Origin of the sequence: Andreprevotia lacus DSM 23236 (assembly GCF_900176275.1) — a bacterium.
Classification (GTDB): Bacteria; Pseudomonadota; Gammaproteobacteria; order Burkholderiales; family Chitinibacteraceae; genus Andreprevotia; species Andreprevotia lacus.
In genome coordinates this window covers 21,368-47,689 of the sequence record NZ_FWXD01000028.1, presented here as the reverse complement: position 1 = coordinate 47,689, position 26,322 = coordinate 21,368, and the positions used below count along the sequence as shown (strand labels likewise).

The 26,322-nt window shown below is 61.0% G+C and carries 23 protein-coding genes, 1 tRNA gene and 1 pseudogene; 18 read left to right on the top strand and 7 right to left on the bottom strand.

Translation table 11 applies throughout. The features are described 5' to 3' along the window. The 5 genes from B9A19_RS17855 (at position 1) to B9A19_RS17840 (ending at position 3,644) form a co-directional block, all read left to right on the top strand. Positions 1 to 618 carry an RHS repeat-associated core domain-containing protein gene (locus B9A19_RS17855; RefSeq protein ID WP_084092518.1) on the top strand — a complete coding sequence of 206 codons (618 nt, stop codon included), beginning with the start codon at positions 1 to 3 and terminating at the stop codon, positions 616 to 618. A 15-nt stretch (positions 619 to 633) separates the two neighbouring features. Next, the gene (locus B9A19_RS17850) at positions 634 to 1,053 is read left to right on the top strand and encodes a hypothetical protein (protein ID WP_084092517.1); all 420 of its coding nucleotides are present in this window, start codon (positions 634 to 636) and stop codon (positions 1,051 to 1,053) included. Between the two features lie 164 nt (positions 1,054 to 1,217). Further along, complete coding sequence (locus tag B9A19_RS17845) at positions 1,218 to 2,636, top strand: RHS repeat-associated core domain-containing protein (RefSeq protein ID WP_505579039.1); 1,419 nt, start codon at positions 1,218 to 1,220, stop codon at positions 2,634 to 2,636. A 1-nt stretch (position 2,637) separates the two neighbouring features. Continuing rightward, positions 2,638 to 3,270, top strand: a complete 633-nt coding sequence (locus tag B9A19_RS22255) for an Imm43 family immunity protein (protein WP_139798944.1) — start codon at positions 2,638 to 2,640, stop codon at positions 3,268 to 3,270. A gap of 50 nt (positions 3,271 to 3,320) precedes the next feature. Further along, a complete protein-coding gene (locus B9A19_RS17840; RefSeq protein ID WP_139798943.1) occupies positions 3,321 to 3,644 on the top strand; it encodes an H-NS histone family protein in 324 nt (107 codons plus the stop codon). 24 nt (positions 3,645 to 3,668) lie between these two features. On the opposite strand, the gene B9A19_RS17835 is transcribed toward B9A19_RS17840, so the two are convergent. Continuing rightward, positions 3,669 to 4,019, bottom strand: coding sequence for a hypothetical protein (locus B9A19_RS17835; protein ID WP_084092514.1), 351 nt, complete (start codon positions 4,017 to 4,019; stop codon positions 3,669 to 3,671). Here B9A19_RS17835 and B9A19_RS17830 point away from each other — a divergent pair. The 4 genes from B9A19_RS17830 (at position 4,018) to B9A19_RS17820 (ending at position 9,360) form a co-directional block, all read left to right on the top strand. Then, complete coding sequence (locus B9A19_RS17830; protein WP_084092513.1) at positions 4,018 to 5,832, top strand: RHS repeat domain-containing protein; 1,815 nt, start codon at positions 4,018 to 4,020, stop codon at positions 5,830 to 5,832. The two genes, B9A19_RS17835 and B9A19_RS17830, sit on opposite strands and share 2 nt — an antisense overlap. Positions 5,833 to 5,908: 76 nt before the next feature. Next, positions 5,909 to 6,085 carry a hypothetical protein gene (locus B9A19_RS22670; RefSeq protein WP_176217005.1) on the top strand — a complete coding sequence of 59 codons (177 nt, stop codon included), beginning with the start codon at positions 5,909 to 5,911 and terminating at the stop codon, positions 6,083 to 6,085. A gap of 252 nt (positions 6,086 to 6,337) precedes the next feature. Then, complete coding sequence (locus tag B9A19_RS17825) at positions 6,338 to 8,227, top strand: LodA/GoxA family CTQ-dependent oxidase (protein ID WP_084092512.1); 1,890 nt, start codon at positions 6,338 to 6,340, stop codon at positions 8,225 to 8,227. Positions 8,228 to 8,229: 2 nt separating this feature from the next. Further along, positions 8,230 to 9,360: an FAD-dependent monooxygenase gene (locus B9A19_RS17820; protein WP_084092511.1), complete on the top strand. Its 1,131-nt coding sequence runs from the start codon at positions 8,230 to 8,232 to the stop codon at positions 9,358 to 9,360. A gap of 53 nt (positions 9,361 to 9,413) precedes the next feature. Here the strand turns inward: B9A19_RS17820 and B9A19_RS17815 are convergent. Further along, a tRNA-Arg gene (locus B9A19_RS17815) sits at positions 9,414 to 9,490 on the bottom strand. A gap of 126 nt (positions 9,491 to 9,616) precedes the next feature. Between B9A19_RS17815 and B9A19_RS23520 the strand changes: the two are divergent. The 3 genes and pseudogenes from B9A19_RS23520 to B9A19_RS17805 all read left to right on the top strand — a co-directional run. Further along, a pseudogene (locus B9A19_RS23520) lies at positions 9,617 to 10,081 on the top strand (c-type cytochrome); the annotation flags it as partial. Next, positions 10,055 to 10,369 carry a c-type cytochrome gene (locus tag B9A19_RS23515; RefSeq protein ID WP_444541720.1) on the top strand — a complete coding sequence of 105 codons (315 nt, stop codon included), beginning with the start codon at positions 10,055 to 10,057 and terminating at the stop codon, positions 10,367 to 10,369. The pseudogene B9A19_RS23520 and the gene B9A19_RS23515, both read left to right, overlap by 27 nt. A gap of 190 nt (positions 10,370 to 10,559) precedes the next feature. Continuing rightward, complete coding sequence (locus B9A19_RS17805; protein ID WP_084092509.1) at positions 10,560 to 10,880, top strand: DMT family transporter; 321 nt, start codon at positions 10,560 to 10,562, stop codon at positions 10,878 to 10,880. A 63-nt stretch (positions 10,881 to 10,943) separates the two neighbouring features. Here the strand turns inward: B9A19_RS17805 and B9A19_RS17800 are convergent, their stop codons facing one another. After that, positions 10,944 to 11,801 (bottom strand): dienelactone hydrolase family protein, encoded by an 858-nt coding sequence (locus tag B9A19_RS17800; protein WP_084092508.1) that lies wholly within the window; start codon positions 11,799 to 11,801, stop codon positions 10,944 to 10,946. A 137-nt stretch (positions 11,802 to 11,938) separates the two neighbouring features. Between B9A19_RS17800 and B9A19_RS17795 the strand changes: the two genes are divergently transcribed. The 6 genes from B9A19_RS17795 (at position 11,939) to B9A19_RS17770 (ending at position 18,104) form a co-directional block, all read left to right on the top strand. Continuing rightward, positions 11,939 to 13,558: a methyl-accepting chemotaxis protein gene (locus B9A19_RS17795; RefSeq protein WP_084092507.1), complete on the top strand. Its 1,620-nt coding sequence runs from the start codon at positions 11,939 to 11,941 to the stop codon at positions 13,556 to 13,558. A gap of 209 nt (positions 13,559 to 13,767) precedes the next feature. Next, positions 13,768 to 15,504 (top strand): DEAD/DEAH box helicase, encoded by a 1,737-nt coding sequence (locus B9A19_RS17790; protein WP_084092506.1) that lies wholly within the window; start codon positions 13,768 to 13,770, stop codon positions 15,502 to 15,504. Between the two features lie 9 nt (positions 15,505 to 15,513). After that, positions 15,514 to 15,993: an SRPBCC family protein gene (locus tag B9A19_RS17785; protein WP_084092505.1), complete on the top strand. Its 480-nt coding sequence runs from the start codon at positions 15,514 to 15,516 to the stop codon at positions 15,991 to 15,993. 44 nt (positions 15,994 to 16,037) lie between these two features. Continuing rightward, positions 16,038 to 16,502 carry a hypothetical protein gene (locus B9A19_RS17780; protein ID WP_084092504.1) on the top strand — a complete coding sequence of 155 codons (465 nt, stop codon included), beginning with the start codon at positions 16,038 to 16,040 and terminating at the stop codon, positions 16,500 to 16,502. A 129-nt stretch (positions 16,503 to 16,631) separates the two neighbouring features. Beyond that, the gene (rarD, locus tag B9A19_RS17775; protein WP_084092503.1) at positions 16,632 to 17,525 is read left to right on the top strand and encodes an EamA family transporter RarD; all 894 of its coding nucleotides are present in this window, start codon (positions 16,632 to 16,634) and stop codon (positions 17,523 to 17,525) included. 105 nt (positions 17,526 to 17,630) lie between these two features. Continuing rightward, positions 17,631 to 18,104, top strand: a complete 474-nt coding sequence (locus tag B9A19_RS17770) for a DUF3291 domain-containing protein (RefSeq protein ID WP_084092502.1) — start codon at positions 17,631 to 17,633, stop codon at positions 18,102 to 18,104. Positions 18,105 to 18,217: 113 nt separating this feature from the next. Here the strand turns inward: B9A19_RS17770 and B9A19_RS23160 are convergent, their stop codons facing one another. From B9A19_RS23160 to aceE, 4 genes are all read right to left on the bottom strand, one after another. Continuing rightward, entirely contained in the window at positions 18,218 to 19,864 is a 1,647-nt protein-coding gene (locus B9A19_RS23160) for a lytic polysaccharide monooxygenase (RefSeq protein WP_139798942.1), read from the bottom strand. Between the two features lie 211 nt (positions 19,865 to 20,075). Further along, positions 20,076 to 21,875, bottom strand: a complete 1,800-nt coding sequence (gene lpdA / locus B9A19_RS17745; protein ID WP_084092501.1) for a dihydrolipoyl dehydrogenase — start codon at positions 21,873 to 21,875, stop codon at positions 20,076 to 20,078. 10 nt (positions 21,876 to 21,885) lie between these two features. Continuing rightward, positions 21,886 to 23,532 (bottom strand): dihydrolipoyllysine-residue acetyltransferase, encoded by a 1,647-nt coding sequence (gene aceF, locus B9A19_RS17740; RefSeq protein ID WP_084092500.1) that lies wholly within the window; start codon positions 23,530 to 23,532, stop codon positions 21,886 to 21,888. A gap of 101 nt (positions 23,533 to 23,633) precedes the next feature. Then, on the bottom strand, positions 23,634 to 26,291 hold the full coding sequence (gene aceE, locus B9A19_RS17735; protein WP_084092499.1) for a pyruvate dehydrogenase (acetyl-transferring), homodimeric type: 2,658 nt from the start codon (positions 26,289 to 26,291) through the stop codon (positions 23,634 to 23,636). Positions 26,292 to 26,322 lie beyond the last annotated feature (31 nt).

The following is a 26,322-nucleotide window of genomic DNA, read 5'->3' as shown; positions in this document are numbered from 1 at the left end:
GTGATCAGCGATGCGGCGAAGAAGGCCGGCATCCACAACCCGTTCCGTTTCCAGGGTCAGTACTACGACCACGAGACGGGGCTGCACTACAACCGGCATCGGTACTATGATCCGGTGATCGGGCGGTTTGTGAGCAAGGATCCGATCGGGCTGGCGGGTGGGTTGAATATCTACCAGTACGCGCCGAATGCGGTGCAGTGGATTGATCCGTTGGGGCTGAAAGGTTTTTTCAAACGGTGTTCCTTTAATGCACCTTCTGGGAAAAAACACAATGTCTATCAGCAAGAGATTGACTGGGACTTGCCTGTCAATACGCGTGATGGTGTTAAAACTAACCTAGAGTTGGCAAGTGAGGGGAAGAGCCCATTTGTGGTTAAAAATGGAAAGTATTCGCAACTAAATTTGCATCACTCTAAACAGGATGCAAATGGATCATTGTTTGAGCTTTCCGCTGATACGCACCAAAAATTCTATGGAACAAATGCTTTGCACCCACACCTACCCAATGCTCACCCGAATAATCCCGTCAATAGAGATGAATTCAACGGTGATCGTGAAGCATATTGGAAAGAACGAGCTTCAGCGCAAAAAGGCAAATCGTCTTGTGGTTGTCCATAAAGCAAGGAAAATTTTATGATTTCAAATCAAGTGATTGATTTTTTTAGAGGGAAGGGGTGGTGGTATGCTGATGAAGCAAAAGGATATGCAGACGCATTGAGAAATGTTGGAATTTCAGATTCCGATGACCTTTTCTATTTTTTTGTGCACGCTGAAGATGGGCCATCTTTCTTGAGCGCACATGGGGAGTTGCTGCAGCTGGGGTGGCATCTCATGAATACAAATTATAGCGCCAATTTGGCGGCGGTTCGCCAAGCAATGAAAATCCCATCTGACTTAATATTGCTATCGAGCATGGAGGGTGGTGGCGGATATTTCTACAATATTGAAAATAAGGAGGTGCTTTTTTTAGGGGCTGGTTGCTCGGAGAAAGACCACAAAAGAAAAGCATGGCCGGATATTAACGATTTTTTGATATACTTTTTTGACCTATAAGGGCACTTCCAGAAACCGCCCTCTCTGGCATGATCTACCTGTCTAGTTGTCTAGTCCCGGACGATTGAACACGCGTTTATGAAATAAGTCAGCCTGCTCCCGCGCCAAATCTTAATATCGTCTGAAGCGGTGTACTTTGTTGTAGGACCGGCCAGCTCACCGGCATCGCCGACAGCCGCCGTGGCAGCCTCAGCTACCGCTACGACCCGGTGGGCCGCCTGCTTGAAGCCAACAGCGCACTCGGCAAGGAAAGCTTCGCCTTCGACCCGGCCGGCAACCTGCTCGACGCCAAAACGCAAGACACGCGCAGCTTCCAGCAAGACACCACGCAATTCACCAGCCGCATGACCGGCGGCAGCAAACTGCTCGACAACCTGCTGCGTGACTACGCCGGCGTGCACTACGACTACGACAGCCGTGGCAACCTCAGCACCCGCATCAGCAACGGCCAGACCACATACTACGAATGGGACCACTACAACCGCCTCAGCAGCGTACGCAGTGACCAGGTGCTCACCCAGTTCGCCTACGACCCGCTCGGGCGACGCCTCTACAAACAAAGCAGCGCCATCCGCCCGTTCAACGCCAACCTGCAATGGGCCGAACAAGAACAAGCGCGCATCAGCAAGGAAAAGAACCTCGGCATCACCCTGTACGGCTGGGACGGCGACACGCTGGCGTGGGAATCGAACAGCCAGCGCACCACCCACTACGTGTTCGAACCGGGCAGCTTCGTCCCGCTACTGCAAGCCACCACCGCAGGCACCATCCGCCTGCCGCGCACCCCGGTATGGGAAGGCGACTACGACCGCGAGCAAGACCCGCTATGGCAAGCCCCGCCCGAAGCCAAGGCATTCGAACAACTGCACTACTACCACTGCGACCACCTCGGCACGCCGCAGGAGCTGAGCGATGCCCAAGGTAACCTGGCCTGGCAGGCCAGCTACAAGGCGTGGGGTGAAGCCAGGGAAGTGATCAGCGATGCGGCGAAGAAGGCCGGCATCCACAACCCGTTCCGTTTCCAGGGTCAGTACTACGACCACGAGACGGGGCTGCACTACAACCGCCATCGGTACTATGATCCGGTGATCGGGCGGTTTGTGAGCAAGGATCCGATCAAACTTGCGGGGGGGCTGAACCTGCATGTGTATGGTCAGAATCCAACTGAATCAGTTGATCCGCTTGGTCTTTGCAGTACGAAACTAAATGGAAATTTAGGTGGTGTTACGGGCGACAATATGCAAGCCCATCATTTGATTCCGGAAGAAGTATGGGGAAAGCACGAAGTATTCTTTAACAATATTGGCATGGGTGGCCAGAGGGATCTAGCTGCAAATGGCGTGCTAATGCCGGACTCGGAAAAAAAGGCGATTGCAATGAAGAGGAAATTTTATCATTGCGGCTCCCATGGTAAATATTATAGCCCAATGGTTAATAGCCAAGTTCAGAGAATAGAAAACGACTACAATTCAGGCGCCATATCGGCAGTGGAAGCAAAGACGAAAATAGGCGACTTGCAAGGCAGGTTGCGTGTTGGACTAATTATTCCCTCTGCGATGGGAAAGGCTCGGCGAGTTAGTTGATATGAATTATTACGCATTGGAACAAAGAGAAGATCGTGGATGCCCGCTTGGTATGTTGCAGGGTGAGTTACATCCACGCTTTTTCTTGGACGCAAAGAAATTTAGCTATGGTACGTACCCTTGGTATGCAAATCCGTATGGCCGATTTGGGGAAGTCGAAAAATTCCCAGAAGGACTTTGTTTCATAACAAGTGATAAGCTATACAACTTTGCGGTAAGAAGTGACAGCTTTGCCTATCATTTGATAAGCGAGGATTTTCTGGCTTGCATTCAAAGGGCAGGCGGTAGCTTGTTGGATTTTCAAAGAGTTGATGTGAAGTCAAGAGTAGGAAAGGATATTGCAGAGCGTCAATACTTTGCAGCTAAATTTCCCAGACACGACGTATCGATAGCTGAGGATTCTGACCTATCCCAATTTTTGGTTAAAGCTGGCTCGTCCACAAAAAGAATTAAGAAGCTTGCAATTAGTCCAAAATTTTCCGATACTATTTTTTGCATTAAAGGTATTGATCCTGCAAACGATACCATTTTTTGCTCGGAGGACTTTTATTTGCTGGCAAAAGACATGGATTTTAAAGGTGTCGAATTTATTCGATTGGAGGATGTTGTCTGGCCAACACTTCGTCGAATATAGTTAATATCGCGTCCAAATTTGGTGCTAAATAAATATTTTGGGGCTGCACCGTGAGGAATCTGATTCATCTCGCTCTGGATGAACTCGAACGATTGCAGAATGAGGTCAGTGCTGAGATTGCGGCACGCCGCCAGCAAGGCTGCCTGGCCTTGCTGGATGAGCTCAAAATCCTGGCTTCCGAGAAAGGCTTCTCCTTGCGCGAGCTGCTCGGTGAGCCTGAAAAACCCGCCACCCCCAAAGCCAAGCCCAAGGGCATTCCTCGCTATCACAACCCGCAAAACGGCAACCAGACGTGGACAGGCCATGGCCGAAAGCCGCAGTGGGTTGTCGATTTCCTGGCCGGCGGTGGCCAGTTAGCTGATCTCAAAATCTGACCTTCGACCAGCCACATGGATCGTTCACCTTTCTTGAAGCAGGTTGCGCTGTTTCATGACACGCATACAGGCAAGCTGTTGCGCCAACGTGCGCTGGCCAGGCTGCCGGAACACGCCAGAGAAGACCTGCTGATCGCAGCTCGCCAACTCTTGGCAGGGGCTGGCCATGGGCGCGACGAGGTTTGCATTCCGGTGCGGGTACTGGGATTGGGGCAACATGATCGCGTCATGAGGTTGCTGAATGGTCATGTAGCCCCTCGGGTGTGGTGCACTGAAGGGCAATACCGGATGGCAGCACTCGACACGGGGTACTTCTTTGCCGATCAGTACGAGAGAGAGCAGCACATCGGTGCGGTGCTCCCTTTCTTTGAGCATGACGAACATCCGCCTGACCACGGTGACCGATGCCCTTGGCAAGCAGACCCAGCACTACTACGACATCCTCGGCTACACCTATCGCATCGTCCATCCGGATGGCGGCGAAGAATGGCTGTACCGAGACAACAACAAGAACGTGGTGCAGCACCTGCACCCGGACGGCAACAGCGATTTCTATCGCTATGACGAGCGCAGCAACTTGCTGCAGCACACCCGCCCAGATGGCACCACCGTCCACTTCGCCTGGGACGACGACGACAACCTCACCGGCATCCGCGATCCGGAAGGCAACCACTGGCTGCGTGCCTACGACGAACAAGGCAACGTCACTGAAGAAACCGACCCGCTCGGCCACAAGACCGCCTACCAGTACAACGCCTACGGCCAGCCGGTGGAAATCACCGACGCCAAGGGCGGCAGCAAGCTGCTGTCCTACACCGCGCAGGGCCAACTGGCCAGCTACACCGATTGCTCGGGCAAGACCAGCAGCTGGCAGTACGACGAACGCGGCCGCTTGAGCAAAGACGTCAACGCCGCCGGCGAAACCACCCAATACCACTACGCCAACGGCCAGCTCGCCGCCATCACCCACCCTGATGGCGCGCAAAGCCGTTTCGAGTACGACGCCGAAGGCCGTCTGCTCAACCACACCGACCCGCTCGGCCAGACCACCCGCTACAGCTACACGCTGGCTGGCCTCGTCAACCAGCGCATCGACGCCGCCGGCCAGCGCCTCGGCTACGCCTGGGATGCCCTCGGCCGCCTGGTCGGCCTCACCAACGAAAACGGCAGCCAGTGGCGCTTCAACTACGACCCGGTCGGCCGCCTGCTGGATGAAACCGGCTTCGACAACCGCCGCACCCAATACCACTACGACGAAGGCAGCGGCGTCCTCGCCCACATCGACGACAACGGCATCCGCACCAGCCTGCAGTTCGACGCCATGGGCCGCCTCACTGAACGTGCCGCCGGCCCGCTCACCGAACTCGACAGCGAAGGCGTACCGCGCAACGCCCAGCGCGAAGGCTTTGCCTACAGCGCCAAGGGCCAGCTCATCTACGCCGACAACGCCGCCAGCAAGCTGCAATGGTTCTACGACGAAACCGGCAACCTGACCACCGAACACCAGCACTACATCCTCAATGGTCAAAGCGTCAGTGCCGTCTGGCAACATGAATACGACCCGCTCGGCAACCGCATCGCCACCGTGCGCCCGGACGGCCACCGCCTCGACTGGCTCACCTACGGCAGCGGCCACATCCACGGCCTGCTGCTCGACCAGCAAGAACAACTTGGCTTCGAACGCGACGACCTGCACCGCGAAATCAAGCGCCAGCTCGGCAGCCAGCTGGTCCACACCCAGCAATACGACCCGGCCGGCCGCCTCAAGGCCCAGCTGCTCGCCCATACCGAAGCCGCCAGCCAGACCCGCAGCGGCCCGCTGGTACAACGTCTCTACCAATACGACCAGGCCGGCCAGCTCACCGGCATCGCCGACAGCCGCCGCGGCAGCCTCAGCTACCGCTACGACCCGGTCGGCCGCCTGCTCGAAGCCAACAGTGCACTCGGCAAGGAAAGCTTCGCCTTCGACCCGGCCGGCAACCTGCTCGACGCCAAAACGCAAGACACACGCAGCTTCCAGCAAGACACCAGCCAATTCACCAGCCGCATGACCGGCGGCAGCAAACTGCTCGACAAACTGCTGCGTGACTATGCCGGCGTGCATTACCACTACGACAACCGTGGCAACCTCAGCACCCGCATCAGCAACGGCCAAAGCACGTGGAGCTGCTTACAAAACCCAGCGTAGCGGTGCTGGCAAGGCACGCGAAACGCAGACAGTACATCCGTACGGCCAGTGAGCGTAACGCCGCCAGCAGGGCTTTGTGAGTGGCTCTGGCTACGAATGGGACCACTACAACCGCCTCACCAGCGTACGCAGTGACCAGGTCCTCACCCAGTTCGCCTACGACCCGCTCGGGCGACGCCTCTACAGCCGCACCGTCAGCCCGTTCAACGCCAACCCGCGATGGGTCGAGAGCATGTGCACCGATGAAGGCTAAAATCAGCTGCAGGTTTTTGTTTTGGGTGCAACGGGTGTGTTGCCCATTGCTTGACATCACCGCGCCTTTATCTAGAAATAACATGCTGCGTGGCGACAGACTTTGATAAGCAAAAATTCAGCATCGCCCCGGTAACTCACGCTACTGGCCCAGCTTGGCAACGTCCCCGCAGCGGCAGCACATCGAGATTGTGTTGAGCGCAGGTGGCTGATGGTCGGTAGCGCCTACACTCCCACCAAGAGAAGCGCTTGCATGTCTACCAATACCCAGACTCAGCCGTTAGATACCACTATCGTCAAGGCCGGCATTTATCCGGCCATCGGCATTGCCCGCGTGGGTAATAGCCCGGATGCATTCTATTTCGGCCCCGAGGTGCCCGATCCGGCGCCGGCCGAGCCTGGCTTCTACCGCGATGAGCAGGGTGCGCTGAAGCGCGAGGCTGCACGCTTTCGCATCTACGGCTTCAATGCAGCTGGCGAGGTGGTGCAGGAGCTGACTGCGGCCGATGCGCAGATCGAATGGGGGGTGACCTTGGCCAATACCAAGGCGGCTTGGTATCAGTTCCAGATTGCATTGGATATCCCCGAGGCAGCCACGGCGCAGCCATCCTTCCTGCGCAATATGGCGGTGGCCGATCGCTCGGTGCTGAGCATTGCGCCGGGTGAGCGGCGTATCAGCGGCAGCGATCAGCGTGGTGAGGGGTATCAGTTTGCCTCCGGCCGTTTCATGGGCAAGGAGGTGTATCTGGGCGAGCTACGCACCGATGCGCAAGGGCGCTTGTTCGTGCTGGGCGGGCATGGCAAGGCGGCGTCGTGGAATGGCGCACGCGCGATCACTTTTGCCAACAACGAGGGCTGGCATGACGACGTGGCCGACGGCCCGGTGACGGCGACGGTACAGTACAACGGCCAGGAACTGACGGTCGACCCGGCCTGGGTGGTGGTGGCGCCGCCCAACTATGCGCCGCAGCAGAAGTCGGTGCGCACCATGTGGGATTTGATGCGCGATCTGTTCGTCAGCAACGGCACGCTGACTGCGCCGGAGAAACCGTCGTTCCAGAATGATATCCGGCCGATTTTCGAGCGCCTGTCGCATCTGCAATGGGTGAATGCCGGCTTTGCTGCTGCGTTTGGCTGGGGCGGCAGTACGCCGTTCAGCCAGCCGGAATGGATGAAGAAGCTGGCCAATCCATCGGACAGCCTGAAAGAGTGGCGGCTTACGCTGTATAACCAGTTCCGCCAGTTTGATCGTGATGCCTGGGCACCGTCGCCGTGGCCGTGGCTGTATGGCGATGCCATGGCCGTGCCGGCAGCCGATACGCCGCGCCAGAACGTCGAACTTGCACCCTTGCAACTGCGCTTCCTCAAACAATGGGCTGCCGGTGACTTCATTGCCGACTATGACCCGACCGCCGTGCCGCCGCAGCGTATCGATGACGTGCCGCTGGCCGCGCAGCCGGATACGCTCAATCAGGCAGCAATGGAATTCTGCTTGGCCGATGCCTTCCACCCCGGTTGCGAAATGACCTGGCCGATGCGGCAGGACACCATGTATATGGCGCCATACCGCTTGGCACATCAGCCCAAGGGCTGGATCGAGCCGGACTATGGCGCGGTGCTCACGCCCGACAATATCAGCGGCCCGTGCGGCCCGCAGATTGCCGGCGGCATCACGCGCTGGATGGCGGTGCCGTGGCAGACTGATACCGCCAGCTGCCGCTCGGGTTACCAGAAGAGTTATGACCCGTATCTGCCCACCTTCTGGCCGGCCCGCGTGCCCAACCAGGTGATGAGCCAGCAAGCCTATGCCGTGGTGATGAACGAGAGCCTGCCGCTGGACGACCGCCTGAGCGCCTTTGCCAAGCGCGCATCGTGGATCCGTCCACTGGGCAACATCAGCTATGAACAGCAGATCAACAACATGATCAAGGACATCGCCCAGGTGGGCGTGGTCGAAGTGCGCGACGGGCCGCGTGATAGCGCGGGCTTCCCGGCCACCTTGCAGGTCGAACAACTGCCGCAGCAGCACGGCGAGCGTCTGTTTGCCGCTGCAGCGGCCGGCACGGTGGACGAGGAATTCGAGGACGTTGATTTGTCCACGGTGGAGAAGGTGCACCACCTCGGCCCGCGTCGCTTGCGCTAAGCATGCTGCGTACTGATGTCCTGATTGTCGGTGCCGGGCCAGCAGGGGCCACGGCGGCCCTCAACCTGGCTGCCCGGCACCGGGTGCTGCTGATTGACCGATTGGCGGCACCGGTGCAGCGCATCGGTGAGTCGCTGCCACCGGCTGCGCGCCGCCTGTTGGTCGATATGGGCCTGTGGGACGAGTTTCTGCGGCAGGGCCACGCGCCTTGCCACGGCAACCGTTCGCGCTGGGGCGGGCAGGAAGCCGAGCAGGACTTTTTGCGTGATCCGGATGGGCCGGGCTGGCATCTGGATCGCGCCCGCTTCGAAACCTGGCTGCAGGCCAGCGCGGTGGCGCGGGGTGCCGCGCTGCTGCGCAATACCACTGCGGTGGACATCAAGCCGGTGGCCGACGGTTGGCAGTTACTGTTGCATACGCCATCCGGCATCTGCCCGCTGCATGCGCGGGTGTTGATTGACGCGGGCGGGCGCAACGCACGGCTGTCCACGGCTCTGGGTGCGCGCCGGCTGCGGCAGGACAAGCTGATTTGCGGGTGGTTGTATGGCAACGATCAGGGGCCGGCAGATGATGGCCTGTCGTACATCGAATCGGCCGAAAGTGGCTGGTGGTATAGCGCAGCACTGCCCGGCCGCCGTCGCGTGCTGGCGTTTCATACCGATGCTGATTTACCCGCTGCGCGTGCCATGCGCGATACGCAATGGTTGCTACGCACCGCCAGCGCCCTGCCGGGTTTGGGGCCCAGGCTGGCGCGGGCAGGCTTCAGGGCCGATACGGCCATGCAACGCACCGCCGCGCACTCTGCTTGCTCGACCGCATCAGCCGGGCCGGGCTGGTTTGCTGTGGGGGATGCGGCGCTGAGCTTTGACCCGTTGTCGTCACAGGGTTTGTTCAACGCGCTGTATACAGGGCTGCTGGCTGCCGAGGCCGGTGATCGCACGCTGGCCGGAGATGCCGATGCCTGGGTCGGCTATGGCGCGGAGCTGGCGCAGATCAAGGCTGCCTATCGCCGGCACCTGGCTTTCTGGTACGGGCAGGAGCAGCGCTGGGCCGGGGCGCCGTTCTGGCAACGCAGACACGATGCGCAGCTTGACCATCAGCAAGCAGTGCCGCTTGTGGCCATGACAGTTTGAGGCAGTGGGGAGGGTAGTGCGAGAGCACCCAGCGATTGCGTGGTGACGGTATTTGGCGCGCCCGACAGGAATCGAACCTGTGACCTTCAGCTTCGGAAACTGACACTCTATCCAACTGAGCTACGAGCGCAAATCAGGGCCGGATGATAACGCGTTTGCCCAACAACGTCTATGCACTGCTTTGAGGCCGGCGATTAATAGACGTATAATCCGGCCGGTTATTCCACCTCCAAGACATTACACAAGGGATGGCAGCATGAGCGGTTCCAGCGCATCTTCTGCAGCAAAGAACGTCGTTATTCTGATTTTGGTTTCCATCGTTGCTCTGGTGGCCTTCGGTGTGCTGGTTGCCAAGCTGGCCAGCTCGGGCAGCGGTGTCGATCTGGGCAAGACCACCATGACCGAAGAAGCCGTGGCGGCGCGTATCCAGCCGGTCGGCAAGGTCAAGATCGTGGAAGGCGGCCCTCCGGGCTCGCGCAATGGCAAGGCCGTCTATGAAGCCATCTGTATTTCCTGTCACGGCACCGGCATGGCCGGTTCGCCCAAGTTTGGCGACGCCAGCGCCTGGGGCCCGCGTATTGCCAAGGGTTATGAAACCCTGTGGGGCCACGCGATCAAGGGCTTCAATGCCATGCCGGCCAAGGGTGGCGATCCTGAGCTGACCGACGACGAAGTGAAGCGTGCAGTGGCCTTCATGGCCAATGCAGGCGGCGCCAAGTTTGAAGAACCCAAGGTTGCCGGTGCGGCAGCAGGCGGCGCGGTAGACCCGGCCACCAAGGGCAAGGAAATCTGGGAAGGCACTTGCCAGGCTTGCCACGGCACCGGCGCTGCCGGCGCACCGAAGCTGGGCGACAAGGCCGCCTGGGCGCCGCGCCTGAAGGGTGGTGCAGATGCTGCCATTGCCATCGCCATCAAGGGCTTGAACGCCATGCCGCCCAAGGGTGGTTATGCAGGCTCGGACGAAGAGTTCAAGGCTGCTGCGCTGTATATGATCAATCAGTCCAAGTAACCTGGATGAATTGATGGCAGAACGGGCGGAATCTCCGCCCGTTTTTGCTTTTGCCATACCCTTTGCAGTAATGCATTCCGCGTCTCTTTCGGGTTTCCGGCGCGAGGGTGCTTGTGACGAGCCCGCTGTTGGAACCGATCTGCGACCCGGCGCTTGCCGGCATTGCAGGCAGGTTCGGGAGAACGTCATCATGGCAAGTCATTGGTTGATTCTGGCGCTGGCCGTCGTCACCGAGATCATCTGGGCGCTGTCGCTCAAATATGTACAACTGCATCCCAGCCCGTGGGTGGTGGCCGGCTCGATCGCGCTGTCCTTTGTGAACATGGCCTTGCTGTCTTTCGCCATGCGCGGCATTCCGGCCGGCACCGCCTATGCGATCTGGACCGGGCTGGGCGCCATCGGCGTGACCATAGGCAGCATCATCTGGTTTGGAGATGGCATGAGCGCAGCGCGGCTGTTTTTCCTGGCGCTGATTGTGGGCGGCGTGGTGGGGCTGAAAGCCGTGTCATAGCAGACGCCATGCACTGCACAACAAAGAAGCCGGCGCTTGCCGGCTTCTTTTGTTTCAGGCGGCTCAAACCCCGTGGTGGCGGAAAAACGCCAGCATCTTGGCCCAGGCATCCGTCGCGGCGGCAGCGTTGTAGCTGGCGCGGTAGTCGGCATTGAAGCCGTGGCCGGCTTCCGGGTAAACATTAAGCACGTCGAAACGCCCGGCAGCCTGCAAGGCGGCACGCATCTTGCCCACGCTATCTTGCGTGATGCCCTGGTCCTTGCCACCGTAAAACCCCATCACCGGCACCTTGAGCTGTTTCACCAGATCAATCGGCTGCTGCGGGTTGTTGGCCGAGGGCTGCCCCATCAATCTGCCATACCACGCGGCGATGGCTTTCAGCTTGGGGTTGTGCGTGGCATACAGCCAGGCAATGCGGCCCCCCCAGCAGAAACCGGTGAGCGCCACGCGCTGAGCGTCTCCGCCATGGTTACCCGCCCAAGCCACGGTCTGGTCCAGATCGGCCAGCACCTGGGCGTCGGGCACCTGCGAGACGATCTTGCTCATCAGCTCGCTGATATCGCTGTACTGGCGCGGATCGCCCTGGCGGAAGTACAGCTCGGGCGCCACCGCCAGATAGCCCTGCCGTGCCAGGCGGCGGCACAGGTCCTGGATGTGTTCGTGCACGCCGAAGACTTCCTGCACCACGATCACCACCGGCAACTGGGTGCCGCCAGCCGGGCGGGCGTAATAAAGGGGCAGCTTGCCGCCTTCGACCTCAACGCTACCCTGGCCCAGGTCCAGCCCGCTGGCGTCGGTATAGATGGTGCTGTCTGCCACCGGCGACACGGCGCGGGCAAAACCACTGGCAATTCCCAGCGATACACCCGTGGCAAGCAATGTGCGACGGGTGAGGGTGACACGGGGCAACACATCGTTCATTGCAAAACTCCCTTGGCGAGGTTGGCATGGGCAGAGGCTTCCACAGCATAGCGCAAGATATGGACATTCTTGCTGGCAGGCTTACAGCTGCTCCGCTATAACGGGCATCAGAGGGTATACGGCTTACGATCTGGGGTATGGCGATGGGCATCCGCGCAAAACTGGTAATGCTGGCCGGCGTACTGCTGGCGTTGTTGCTCGTGGTCGGGCTACACGGCCTGCTGGTGCTGGCGGAGACCAATGATCATTTCAAGTCGACCTATAACGACCGCGTGGTGCCGCTCAAGCAGCTCAAGATCGTGTCGGACATGTATGCGGTCAATATTGTCGATACCACGCACAAACTCAACTATGGCGTGCTTGATGCCGCGGCGGCCGCCAAGGCGGTGGACGAGGCCGATGCCCGTTTGCATGCCGAATGGCAGGCGTATGCCGCTACCGAAATGACCGGCGAGGAAACGAGGCTGGTGGCCGATGCCAAGGCTCGCATGGCCAAGGCTGATGCCGCTGTCGGTGAGTTGAAGCAGTTGATTGCCGGCAAGGATGGCGAGGCCATCAACCAGTTTGCCCGCCACAAGCTTTACCCCGCCATCGACCCGGTGACGGATGACATCAGCCAGCTGGTCGACCTGCAGCTCAAGGAGGCAGCCAACAATTACGCCGTTGCACAGAGCAACTATCGGCAGACGCTGGTGGTGACCTGGGTGTCGCTGGGGCTGGCCATGGTGCTGGGTGCGGGTATGAGTATCTGGCTGCTCAAAACCATCAGCAGCAAGCTGGGCCGGCTGACCGAAACGCTGCAACGCAGCCGCGAGCACAGTGACTTGACCTTGCGCGTGGGGCTGCTGGGCAAGGATGAGCTGGACAGCATAGGCCAGGCCTATGATGCGCTGGCCGAACGCATCCAGCATCTGCTGCTGCAGGCACGGCAGGTGATGGGCTCGGTGAGCCAGGAGGCCACCAAGCTGGCCGGTACCAGTCAGGAGCTGTCGCGCGCCAGCGATGTGCAAAGCCAGGTGACCACCGGCATTGCCGCCGGGGTAGAGGAAGTGACGGTCAGCATCAATGTGGTGGCCGATAGCGCTACCTCCGCGCGCGAACTGGGCACGGCCACCCGCAAGCTGGCCGAAGAGGGGCAGGGACAGATTCAATCGGCGGTGCGTGAAATCCAGATCATCGACCAGGCCGTGGGTGAGGCGGCCGGCATCGTGGGTGAGCTGGGGCAGGAAACGCAGCGCATCGCCAGCATCGTGCAGGTGATACGCGGCGTGGCCGAACAGACCAATCTGCTGGCGCTCAATGCCGCCATCGAGGCCGCGCGGGCGGGTGAGCAAGGGCGCGGCTTTGCCGTGGTGGCCGACGAGGTGCGCAAGCTGGCCGAACGTACCGCACAGGCCACTGTCGAAATTGAGCAGAAGATCGCCGCCATCCGCACCCAATCCGAACATTCGGTCAGCACCATGGGCCATACCACGCAGCAGGTCAACGCGTGCGCGCAGGTCGCCAATGGCGCCGGTGAGGTGATCGAGCGCATCCGCGCGCATTGCGTCGAAACCGGCAATGCGGTAGCACAGATCAGCGAGGCATTGGGCGAGCAGCGCGTGGGCAGCCAGGAAATCGCCAAGCGGGTCGAGCAGATCGCGCAGATGGCCGAGGAGAACGCCGCTGCCGTCGGCGCCATGGACGATGCCGCGCAAACACTCAGTCAGCTGACGCAGAAATTGTCGGGCGAGATCGGGCGTTTCCGGGTCGGCTAGCACGGTGCATTCTGGCGGGGCAGGCGGAATGTGCAAGTATCGCGCTTGGTAAACCGCGCATCCTGCCTTATACTCCCCGCATAAACCTTGATCAGCCCGACGCAATGACCGGCTCCTTGCCGGCATGTGGCTGTAATACCGTCCCGAGTTCTGCTTCTCGCAAACCTGCGTCCACCCGGGACAACTGTATCTTTCCATCGGAAAACTCTATGTCTTTTGCTTCCCTAGGTCTGGATGATGCGCTGGTACGCGCAGTTGCCGAACGCGGCTATACCGAGCCGACACCGATTCAGACCCAGGCCATTCCGGCCATCCTTTCCGGCGGCGATCTGCTTGCCGGTGCGCAGACCGGTACCGGTAAAACCGCCGGTTTCACGCTACCCATTTTGCAACTGCTGTCGCAACGCGCGCCGGCAGAAGGTACCAAGAGCGGCATCCGTGCGCTGATCCTTACCCCGACGCGTGAACTGGCCGCGCAGGTGGAAGAAAGCGTGCGCGAATACGGCAAGAACACCAACCTGAAATCGATGGTGATGTTCGGTGGCGTTGCCATCAACCCGCAGATCAAGGCGCTCAAGGGCCGCATCGATATTCTGGTGGCCACACCCGGCCGTCTGCTGGATCACGTGTCGCAAAAGACGGTTGATCTGTCGCACATCGAAATCCTGGTGCTGGACGAAGCCGACCGCATGCTGGACATGGGCTTTGTGCACGACATCAAGAAAGTGCTGGCCTTGTTGCCGGCAAAGCGCCAGAACCTGCTGTTCTCGGCCACTTTCTCGGATGAAATCAAGGCACTGGCCGACAAGCTGCTGGACAAACCGGCACTGATCGAAGTGGCCCGCCGCAATGCCACCGCAGAAACCATTGCCCAGCGCGTGCACCCGGTGGACCGCGACAAGAAGCGCCAGCTGTTGGCGCACCTGATCAAGCAGCACAACTGGTTCCAGGTGCTGGTGTTCACCCGCACCAAGCATGGTGCCAATCGTCTGGCCGAACAGCTGGACAAGGACGGCATCACTTCGCTGGCCATCCACGGTAACAAGAGCCAGGGCGCGCGCACCCGAGCGCTGAGCGAATTCAAGGCCGGCACCCTGCAGGTGCTGGTTGCGACCGACATTGCTGCACGCGGTATCGACATCGACGAACTGCCGCACGTGGTGAACTACGAGTTGCCCAATGTGCCGGAAGATTATGTGCACCGTATTGGCCGTACAGGCCGTGCCGGCGCGGAGGGCGAGGCGATCTCGCTGGTCTGTGTCGATGAAACCAAGTTGCTGTACGACATCGAGCGCTTGATCAAGCGCGAGATTCCGAGCGAAGTGATCGAAGGTTTCGAGCCCGATCCGACCATCAAGGCCGAACCGATCGTCAATGGCCGCCGTGGCCAGGGCCAGGGTGGGCAGCGTCAGGGCCAAGGCCAGCGCCAGCAAAAGCCGCGTCGTGAAGGCGGTGAGGCCGGCCAGCAAGCCAAGCGGCCACCGCGTCAGCAGCGCCCGGCGCAAGCCGACGGCCAGCCTGCAGCACAAGGCGGTGCCGGTGCTGGTCAAGCCGGTGGACAGGGGGGCGAAGCCGGCCAGAACCGTCGCCAGGGTCAGCCGCGTCAAGGGCAAGGCCAGGGCCAGGGCCAGCGCCGTCAAGGTCAGGGCCAGGGTCAGGGGGCACGTCAGGGCAATGGCCAGGGTCAGGGTCAGGCACGTCAGGGCCAGGGTGGCCAGCGTCAGGGTGGTAGCGGTCAGGGTGGCAACGCCCAGGGGCGTGGCCAGGGACAGGGCGGCAAGGCACGCGGTGATCGCGACAACCGTGGTAACCAGCAACAGCAAAGCCGTGGCAGTGGTGGTGGCCAGCAGCGCGACCCGTCCTACTGGGACGAGCGTCAGCCCACCAGTAACGAAAGCCGCCCGGTGGCTGCGCTGTTCGATACGCCGCGCCGCCGCTATAACTAAGGGGGCTGGATGTACTTCGAACATCTGGTGCTGGTGAACGACCCGGATAATCCCATGGTCGAACCGCTCACGCTGGAGCAGCTCTGGAACGGGCTGATCCTGCGTGCCGAAGCGCCCGACCTGTTTCTGGAGCACATCGAATCGGTGCGCATTCTGGAACGTAGCGCGGGCAGCCTGCTGCGCGAGATGCAGCTGGGCACGTTGACCGTGCGCGACCGCATCACGCTGGTGCCCTTGCAGTCTGTGCGCCACGATACCGAGCCGAACGAGCAACACGCCGGCGGTACGCTCACCGTCACCATCGAAGCCCCCGAGGCGGAACAACTGCTGGTGCGTTTCATTTACGACACCCCGGTGCCGGATCATGATCCGAACGCCGGAGAGGGCGAAACGAACTACGCCGCATACCTCAAAGCGGCCTATCGCCAGATGGATGTAGAAGCGCTGCAACGCATCCGCATGATGGCGGAGCAGGGTGAGCTGGGTTGAGGAAAAAGGCATCGCAAGATGCCTTTTTTATTGGAAAGGATTTGATGCAAGCAAGCCGCAAACCGATCATTTCTGGTGAGGCGCTGCGTTTGTTCAGCAAGCTCTGCTTCGGTCTGTTTTTCGGCTTCAATATTGGTGCGTTCTGGGCCATGGCACTGGATCCGGCCGGCAGCCGCTTCATGTGGCTTGCATTGCCGATGGCCGCCCTGGGGACTTGGTATGGTCGCCAGCATTTGTGGCGTGTTTTTCTGCTGGTGGTTGTGAGCTATATCCTGGCCTTTGCGTTGGCCAGTTATCGGGTCAACGACTTCTGCACGCAAGCACGGCAGTTGCCCCATTCCAGCCTGTTGGCCGATCTGGCTGCGCGTATGTGGATGAGTTGGCGTAATTCGCATATCCAGTTGGAGGACGGTAGCTACTATGCCGTTGTGCCCAACCCATTCACGATGGGCGAAAGTGCCTGTCGTATCCGTTACGATGACTATCGTGTCATCGAGGCTAGATACTGACTGCACCGTGATGACGGCAGCACATCTGTATTCCTTGCTTTCCCCAATTGGGGCTGTTGCCATAACAGCCTAGCATGGGAGTCTGCCACCGGCATTGCCGCCGGCGGCGTGCTCAGGACTGTTTATTTCATGCAAACCGGCATCATCTTCGGCCTGCTCGCCTATACCATCTGGGGCTTGCTGCCGCTGTACATCAAATCGCTGCACGGCATTCCGCCGCTGGAGATATTGCTGCACCGCATGGTGTGGTCGCTGGTGTTTCTGGGCGCCATCCTGATCTGGCGCAAGCACTGGGGCTGGCTGCGCGCGGCGTTTGCCCAGCCGCGCCTGCTGGCGGGTTTTACGCTCAGCGCATTGTTGCTGTCGATCAACTGGTTTACCTATATCTGGGCGGTGAATGCCGGCCGGGTGGTCGATGCCAGCCTGGGTTACTTCGTCAACCCGTTGTTCAATGTGCTGCTGGGCGTGCTGTTCCTGCACGAGCGCTTGCGGCGCGGGCAATGGGGCGCCATTGCCGTGGCGGCTGGCGGCGTGGCGTGGCTGACATTCTCGCTGGGCCAGTTGCCGTGGATTGCGCTGGTACTGTCGGCGTCGTTCGGCACCTATGGGCTGCTGCGCAAGACTGCCGCGCTGGGGGCGCTGGAGGGTTTGTCGCTGGAAACGCTGATCCTGTTCCCGCTGGCTGGCACTGCGCTGGGCTGGCTGTTTGCCACCGGCCAGGCAGGCTTCCCGCATGCCTCGACTGGCGTGCAGGGGTTGGCACTGCTGGCCGGGCCGATCACCGCCGTGCCGCTGTTGCTGTTTGCCGCCAGTGCGCGGCGCATTCCCCTCTCGCTGCTGGGTTTGCTGCAATACACCGGCCCGACCTTGCAACTGCTGCTGGGCGTGGTGCTGTGGCACGAGCCGTTCGGCATCGACAAGCAGATCGGCTTTTCGCTGATCTGGGCTGCGCTGGTGCTGTACAGCATCGAGGGTTATTGGCATAGCCGCCAGCGTGCAGCGGTGCTGACCGAAGCGGGCTGATGGCGCTGGGGCGATTGCGGGTCGGTGATCCCCGCATACACGCTCCCGCTGGCCAGCTAGAATCTGCATCGCCGCACGCCATTCCGGCGCGTATGGAGACCCCGCATGTCCGCATTTGAACTGGCCCAAGTCAATATCGCCACCCTCAAGGCACCGCTTGATTCGCCCGAACTGGCCGATTTCGTGGCCAACCTGGATCGCATCAACGCGCTGGCCGAGGCCAGCCCCGGTTTTGTGTGGCGGCTGCAGGATGAGGAGGGCGATGCCACTGCACTGCGCCCGTTCGGGCCGGAAGTGTTGGTCAATATGTCGGTCTGGCGCGATGTGGTTGCGCTGAGCGATTACGTATTCCGCTCGGCCCATACCGAAGTGCTCAAGCGCCGCCGTGAGTGGTTCGAGCGCATGGATACCGCTTATACGGTGCTGTGGTGGGTGCCGGCAGGCCACCGGCCAACGGTGGTGGAAGCGGCCGCGCGATTGGCGCATTTGCAGGCACACGGGCCGAGTGGGCATGCATTTGTCTTCAGCAAGCCTTTTGCACCACCACAGCAACTTCACCGCGAACTATTGAGCGACTGAGGCATGCTGCCAACATTGCGTTGGCATGCATGACGTGCAGGCGCAAAAAAGCCGGAAAGCGTGTCGGCGCTTTCCGGCAAAGTCGCTTTACATCGTCTTGCTTGCTCTGACGATCAGCAGCTACCCAGCGATTTCCACAGAGTCGTGCTGGCCGCCGGATTCCAGCCGGCGCCCACGTAAGCGGTGTGGGTCACCAGTGCTTGATAGTTGATGCCGTTGTACGACACCTTGTCACCGGCTTGATAAGTGCTGCCTTCCTTCCATGCCACCGCGCAGGTACCCGGTGCAGCGGTCGGGGCTACTGTCGGGATCGGGGTCGGCGCCTTGGTCGGCACTGCGGTGGGGGCAGTGGTCGGAGCAACGGTCGGAACCGGTGTCGGTGCCTTGGTCGGAACCGGGGTTACGGTCGGTGCGGTGGTCGGCACGCTGGTGGTGCTGCCGCAGGCGCCCAGGTCTTGCCACGGCTGGCCGTCACCGCTGCTGCTGGACGGCACGTTGCCTTGGGTCCACCACTTGGCCTGGTAATTGCGGCCGTTGTAGCTCACCTTGTCGCCACCGTTGTAGGTCGAACCGCTGGCCCATGCCGCGTTGCAACCGCTCGGCGTGCCGGTCGGTGCCGTTGTCGGTACCGGGGTAACGGTCGGCGCCGTGGTCGGCTTCGGTGTCGGTGTGACCGGCACGGTGGTCGGCACTGTTGTCGGTACGACAGTGGGCGTGGCTGTCGGGGTGGTGGTCGGCACCGTTGTCGGAACAGCGGTAGGCACTGCCGTCGGCACGGTGGTCGGTGCCGGCGTCACGCTGGCACCCTTGATGTCGATGGCGTAGGTGTAGCTGCTGCCGTCACGCGAGTAAACGCGGTTGGCTTGTGCGTCCTGCACCGGCGCAATGCTGCCGTTGGTGGTGTTCAGCACGCCAATGGCGGCGTACTTGGAGGTGCCGTTGACCTTCTGCGCCAGATAGTACGGCCAGTTGGTGGCGGTGAACATTTCCGCGCCGGTGACCGAATCCCACGACATGGTTTGCGAGATCGATTCGAGGTCGCCGCCGGCTGCATTGAACAGGCGGAAGGTGACGACGGTATCGTTGGCCAGGTTGCTGGAGGTGCGAATCTGGCCCAGTTCCTTGAAGCTCGAAGCCACGGCCGAGAAGCTCACGTCCGAGCAGGAGTAGAACGCTTCCGGGCTGTCCGAACGCTGCCACACTGCGTACAGGATGTGGTTGCCGGTCTTCTTCGGCAGCTTGCAGGTCAGGTGGTAGCGCTTGGTGGCGTCGCCGGCGATATTGCCCAGTTCGCAGAACTGCTCAAGATCGCTCCAGTTCAGCGCGTGGCTGTTGTTCCAGCCGTCCTTGGTCAGATACAAACGCCAGTACAGGGTCTGGTGCTGCGCCGGGGCGTTGTAGATGAATTCAAAGTTGCCGTTGGCATCCGGTGCAATCGGGCTGGTCACCCAGTCATTGCGCACCAGGTTCAGGCCGGCATAGTTGGATTTGCCACCGCCGCACAGCTGACCATCCGGCACGAAGGCCTGGTGGTTGCCATTGGGGTTCTGGTTGACGCCGCTCCAGTCATAGAGCATTTGCGGGCCGGATACGGCGACAGCGGCCTGGCAGGCGGCCGACTTGGGCGCTTCCGGGCCTTCGTTGAAACAGTTGAGTACGCGGCTGACCGGGACTTCCATCGAGCCGTGGGCAAAGGCAAGGCCAGGCAGCGCAAACACCACCGCCAAGCCGATTTGCCGGAGGGCAAAGGCTTGCTGCATTTCGATCTCCTCTTCTTCTTTGGATACCCGCCTGGACAGGGCGGGCTGCCGCGCAACTCTTGCTGGTCGTCACGGTCGCGGCAAGCATATACCAGCTGTATGAAAACATACAAGCGGGGAGGAATTGATTAGAAAATAAGCAAAATCCAATAAAATAAAACGCCGCCCGGAATCCGGTGCGGCGTTTTTTTGCTGCCAGAGTAAGAGAGGCTTACTTTTTCTTCATCGGCGGCAGGTCGGTACAACTGCCTTCGAATACCTCGGCAGCCATGCCGATCGATTCGCCCATGGTCGGGTGCGGGTGGATGGTCTTGGCGATATCCACGGCATCCGCGCCCATTTCGATGGCCAGGCAGACTTCGCCGATCATGTCCCCAGCGTGCGGGCCGACAATGGCACCACCGACGATGCGATGCGTTTCGGCATCGAAAATCAGCTTGGTAAAGCCCTCGGTGCGGTCGTTGGCAATGGCGCGGCCCGAGGCCGCCCACGGGAACACGCCACGTTCCACCTTGATGCCCTGCGCCTTGGCTTCGGCCTCGGTCAGGCCCACCCATGCCACTTCCGGATCGGTGTAGGCCACGCCCGGGATCACGCGGGCGTCGAAGAACGCCTTGTGGCCGGCCACGTTCTCGGCTGCCACGTGGCCTTCATGCACGCCCTTGTGCGCCAGCATGGGCTGGCCGACGATGTCGCCAATCGCAAAGATGTGCGGCACGTTGGTGCGTTGCTGCTTGTCCACCGGGATGAAGCCGCGCGGGTCTACGAAGACACCGGCGTTTTCCGCGCCGATCTTCTTGCCATTGGGCGAGCGGCCGGTGGCGTAGAGCACCAGATCGTAGCGCTGCGGTTCCTTGGGGGCGTTGACGCCTTCGAAGGTGACGTAAACGCCATCTTCGCGCGGGTCGATGGCCACGGTCTTGGTGCTGGTCATGATGTTGTCGAAACGGTGGGCGTTCCACTTTTCCCACACCTTGACCAGATCACGATCCGGGCCCTGCATCAGGCCGTCCATCATTTCCACCACGTCCAGACGTGCGCCCAGCGTGGAGTAAACGGTGCCCATTTCCAGACCAATGATGCCGCCGCCGACCACCAGCATTTTCTTCGGTACGGCCTTGAGTTCCAGCGCGCCGGTCGAATCGACCACACGCGGATCATCCGGAATGAAGGGCAGCTTCACCACCGACGAACCGGCGGCAATGATGGCCTGCTTGAAGCGGATCACCTGCTTGGTGCCGGTCTTGGCCTGACCGGTGCCCTCGGTGGTTTCCACCTGCAGGTGGTAGGCATCGAGGAAAGTGCCGAGGCCGCGTACCACGTCTACCTTGCGTGCTTTGGCCATACCGGCCAGACCGCCGGTGAGCTTGCCAATGACCTTTTCCTTGTAGCCGCGCAGTGCGTCGATATCGACTTCCGGCTTGCCGAACTTGATGCCGTGCGCTTCAAGGTGGGCCACTTCGTCGATCACGGCTGCATTGTGCAGCAGTGCCTTGGACGGAATGCAGCCCACGTTCAGGCACACGCCACCCAGGGTGGCGTAGCGCTCGACGATGACGGTCTTGACGCCCAGGTCAGATGCGCGGAACGCAGCCGAATAGCCGCCCGGGCCTGCGCCCAGCACCACCAGCTCGGTTTCGATATCGACCGGGCCGCTGTAGCTGCCAGCAACCGGTGCCGGTGTGGCTGCCGGAGCGGGTGCTGCAACCGGCGCGGGGGCCGGTGCAGCCGCAGGGGCGGGAGCCGCTGCCGGAGCAGGCGCAGCGGCGGCTGCGCTGGCTTCGACGATGGCAATGACGCTGCCTTCCGACACTTTGTCGCCGACCTTGATCTTCAGTTCCTTGATCACGCCGGCATGGCTGGCCGGCACTTCCATGGTGGCCTTGTCAGTTTCCAGCGTAATCAGGCTTTGCTCGACCGCGACGGTATCGCCGACGCTGACGAACACTTCGATGACATCCACGCCGTCATGGCCGCCGATATCCGGTACTTTGAGTTCGATTGTGCTCATCGTGCCGTCCTCACAGAACCAGGCGACGGATGTCGGCCAGCAGTTTGCCCAGATGCACGGTGAAGCGGCCGGCTTGCGCGCCGTCGATCACGCGGTGATCGAAGGACAGCGACAGCGGGCACATCAGGCGCGGCTCGAAGGCCGAACCATTCCATACCGGCTTGATCTGGCTCTTGCACACGCCAAGGATCGCGACCTCCGGCGCGTTGATGATCGGCGTGAAGCTGGTGCCGCCAATGCCGCCCAGCGACGAAATGGTGAAAGTCGCACCTTGCATGTCGGTCGGCTTGAGCTTGCCTTCGCGCGCCAGTGCCGACAGATCGGTCAGCTCCCTGGCGATCTGCTTCAGGCCCTTCTTGTCCGCATCCTTGATCACCGGCACGACCAGGCCATTCGGCGTGTCGGCAGCGAAACCGATGTGGTAGTACTGCTTGAGCACCAGATTGTCGCCATCCAGCGACGAGTTCATTTCCGGGAATGCCTTCAGTGCTTCAGCAGCGGCCTTGATGATGAAGGCCAGCGGCGACAGCTTGAGACCGGACTTTTCCCATTCCTTGCCGATGCTCTTGCGGAATTCTTCCAGCTCGGTGATATCGCACTCGTCGTTGAACGTGACGTGCGGGATGACCACCCAGTTGCGATGCAGGTTGGCGCCGGAAATCTTCTTGATCTTGGACAGCGGCTTGGCTTCGACCGGGCCGAACTTGGCAAAGTCGACCTTGGGCCACGGCAACAGATCCAGACCCACGCCCGAGCCACCAGCGGCCGGTGCGACCGGGCTGGCGATGCTGCCGGTCATCACGCCCTTCACATAGGCTTGTACGTCAACGCTGACGATACGGTTCTTGGGGCCGCTGCCCTTGACTTTGCCCAGATCAACACCCAGTTCGCGTGCGAACTTGCGTACCGACGGGCTGGCATGGGCCTTGGAGAAGGCGACTTCATCGATCCTGGCGGGCGCGCTGGCCACCGGAGCTGCCACGGGGGCCGCAACAGGTGCCGGGGCAGGCGCGGCTGCAGGTGCCGCAACGGGGGCTGCTGCGGCAGCGGGTGCCGGTGCAGCAGCGGCTGCACCGTTGCTCTTCACGGTGAGAATCAGGCCGCCCTGGCTGACCTTGTCGCCCACCTTGACCAGCACGCTTTCCACCACGCCGGCCGCGCTGGACGGTACTTCCATGGTGGCCTTGTCGGTTTCCAGCGTGATCAGCGATTGCTCCAGCGCGACGGTATCGCCGGCCTTGACCAGCACTTCGATCACGTCCACGTTGTCGTGACCGCCGATATCCGGCACATGCACTTCCACCAGTGCGCTTGCCGCAGCAACAGGTGCTGCAGCCGGTGCTGCTGCTGGTGCGGGGGCCGGTGCCGCGACGGGAGCCGGCGCAGCCACAGGCGCAGGTGCGGCAGCAGCGGCATCGCCTGCTTCCACGATGACGACGACGGTGCCTTCGGACACCTTGTCGCCCACCTTGACCTTGAGTTCTTTGATGACACCAGCGTGGCTGGCGGGTACTTCCATGGTGGCCTTGTCGGTTTCCAGCGTGATCAGCGATTGTTCCTTGCTGACGGTATCGCCGACATTGACCAGTACTTCGATGACGTCGACGCCTTCGTGGCCGCCGATATCGGGAATCTTCAGTTCGATCAGGTTACTCATGTCCAAATCCTGAGAGGGTGAGCCTGAGAGGGCAGGGGCGGGGCATGCGTACATGCGCCCGCCGGGCGGGGTGGCAGCGCCACCCCGTTGCACTCAGTGCTTTATACGGTCCACGGTGCCGGGCGGTCGGTTTCGATGCCGTACTTGGCAATCGCTTCGGCCACCTTGGTGCGCTCGATCTTGCCTTCGTCGGCCAGTGCCTTGAGGGCAGCCAGTGCCACGTGGTAACGATCGACCTCGAAGAACTTGCGCAGCGCCTGGCGGCTGTCCGAACGGCCGAAACCGTCTGTACCCAGCGTGACCATGCGTTGCGGCACGTATTCGCGGATCTGGTCGGCAAACACGCGCTTGTAGTCGGTCGCGGCAATCACCGGGCCCTGGCGATCCTTCAGCAGCTGCGTCACGTACGGCACCTGCTGCTCGCCGGTCGGGTGCAGCAGGTTGTAACGCTCGGCGGCCATGCCGTCGCGCTTCAGCTCGTTCAGGCTGGTGGCGGACCAGATGTCGGCGTCGATGTCGAAGTCGGCCTTCAAGAGGTCGGCAGCGGCAATCACTTCGCGGAAGATGGTGCCCGAACCCAGCAGCTGCACCTTCAGCTTGGCCTTGGCATCGCCCTCGCGGAACAGATACATGCCCTTGATGATGCCTTCCTCAGCACCCGCCGGCATGGCCGGGTGGGTGTAGTTTTCGTTCATCACCGACAGGTAGTAATAGATGTTTTCCTGATCCTGATACATGCGCTTCATGCCGTGCTGCACGATCACTGCCAGCTCGTAGGCAAAGGTCGGGTCATACGACACGCAGTTCGGGATGAATTCGGCAAACAGGTGGCCGTGGCCGTCCTGATGCTGCAGGCCTTCGCCGTTCAGCGTGGTGCGGCCGGCGGTGCCGCCCACCAGGAAGCCGCGTGCGCGCAGGTCACCGGCCGCCCAGGCCAGGTCACCGATACGCTGGAAGCCGAACATCGAGTAGTAGATGTAGATCGGGATCATCGTCACGCCGTGGTTGGCGTACGAGGTGGCAGCGGCAATCCAGTCGGCCATAGCGCCGGCTTCGTTGATGCCTTCCTGCAGGATCTGGCCGTCAGTAGATTCCTTGTAGAACATCAGCTGGTCGGCGTCTTGCGGTGCGTACAGCTGGCCGACGTGCGACCAGATGCCCAGCTGGCGGAACATGCCTTCCATGCCGAAGGTGCGGGATTCATCCGGCACGATGGGCACGACGCGCTTGCCGATGTTCTTGTCCTTGACCAGCGTGTTCATGATGCGCACGAAGGCCATGGTGGTGGACATTTCACGCTCACCGGTGCTTTCCAGCTGGGCCTTGAAGGCGTCCAGTGCAGGCACTTGCAGCGGTTCGTTCACCGGGTTGCGCGACGGCAGGTAGCCGCCCAGCGCAGCACGTTGCGCGTGCATGTATTGCATTTCCGGCGCATCGGCCGGCGGCAGGTAGAACTTGCACGCCTTGGCTTCTTCGTCGGTGAGCGGGATCTTGAAGCGGTCACGCAGGTGCAGCATGTCGTCGTCGGACAGCTTCTTGGTCTGGTGCGCCACGTTCTGCGATTCACCAGCCGAACCCATACCGTAGCCCTTGACGGTCTTGACCAGCAGCAGTGTCGGCGCACCCTTGTGTTCGACAGCAGCCTTGTAGCCGGCGTAGACCTTGTGCGGATCGTTGCCGCCACGAGTCAGGCGCCAGATGTCGTCGTCGGACATATTGGACACCAGTTCCTTCAACTCTGGCGAGTTGAAGAAGTGCTCGCGCACGTATGCGCCGTCCTTGGACTTGTAGGTCTGGTATTCGCCGTCGACCACTTCGGCCATGCGCTTTTGCAGCAGGCCCTTCTTGTCGCGTGCCAGCAGTGCATCCCAGCCCGAACCCCAGATGACCTTGATCACGTTCCAGCCCGAACCACGGAAGTCGCCTTCCAGTTCCTGGATGATCTTGCCGTTGCCGCGTACCGGGCCGTCCAGACGCTGCAGGTTGCAGTTGATGACGAACACGAGGTTGTCCAGCTTTTCACGGCCGGCCAGCGAGATCGCGCCCAGCGATTCCGGCTCGTCCATTTCTCCGTCGCCCATGAAGGCCCACACCTTGCGGTCACCCTTCTGGGTAAAGCCACGGTCGTGCAGGTACTTCATGAAGCGGGCCTGATAGATGGCCATGATGGGCCCCAGGCCCATCGACACGGTGGGGAACTGCCAGAAGTTCGGCATCAGCCACGGGTGCGGGTAGGACGACAGGCCGCCGCCGTCCACTTCACGGCGGAACTTGTTCAGTTGCTCTTCGGTGATGCGGCCTTCCAGATAGGCGCGGGCATACATGCCCGGCGCGCTGTGGCCCTGGAAGTACACCAGATCGCCGCCGTGGTTGTCGCTCGGCGCATGCCAGAAGTGGTTCCAGCCCACGTCATACAGTGCGGCTGCAGAGGCAAACGAGGTGATATGGCCGCCCGGCTCGGCATCGCTGCGGTTGGCCTTGACCACCATGGCTGCGGCATTCCAGCGCGTATACGAGCGGATGCGCTCTTCATAATTGTGATTGCCCGGGCTCTTGGCCTCGAGGTGTGCCGGAATGGTGTTGATGTACGCAGTGGTGGCGGTATACGGAATGTTCACGCCATCTTTGCGGGCATGGTCGATCAGTTGTTCGACCAGGAAATGCGCACGCTCCGCGCCTTCCTGTTCCAGCACGCCATCGAGGGCTTCCAGCCACTCGCGCGTTTCCTGGGGGTCGAGGTCATGATGCTGCTCTGCCATTGTCACTCTCACTTGATAGGTTGATCTGGGG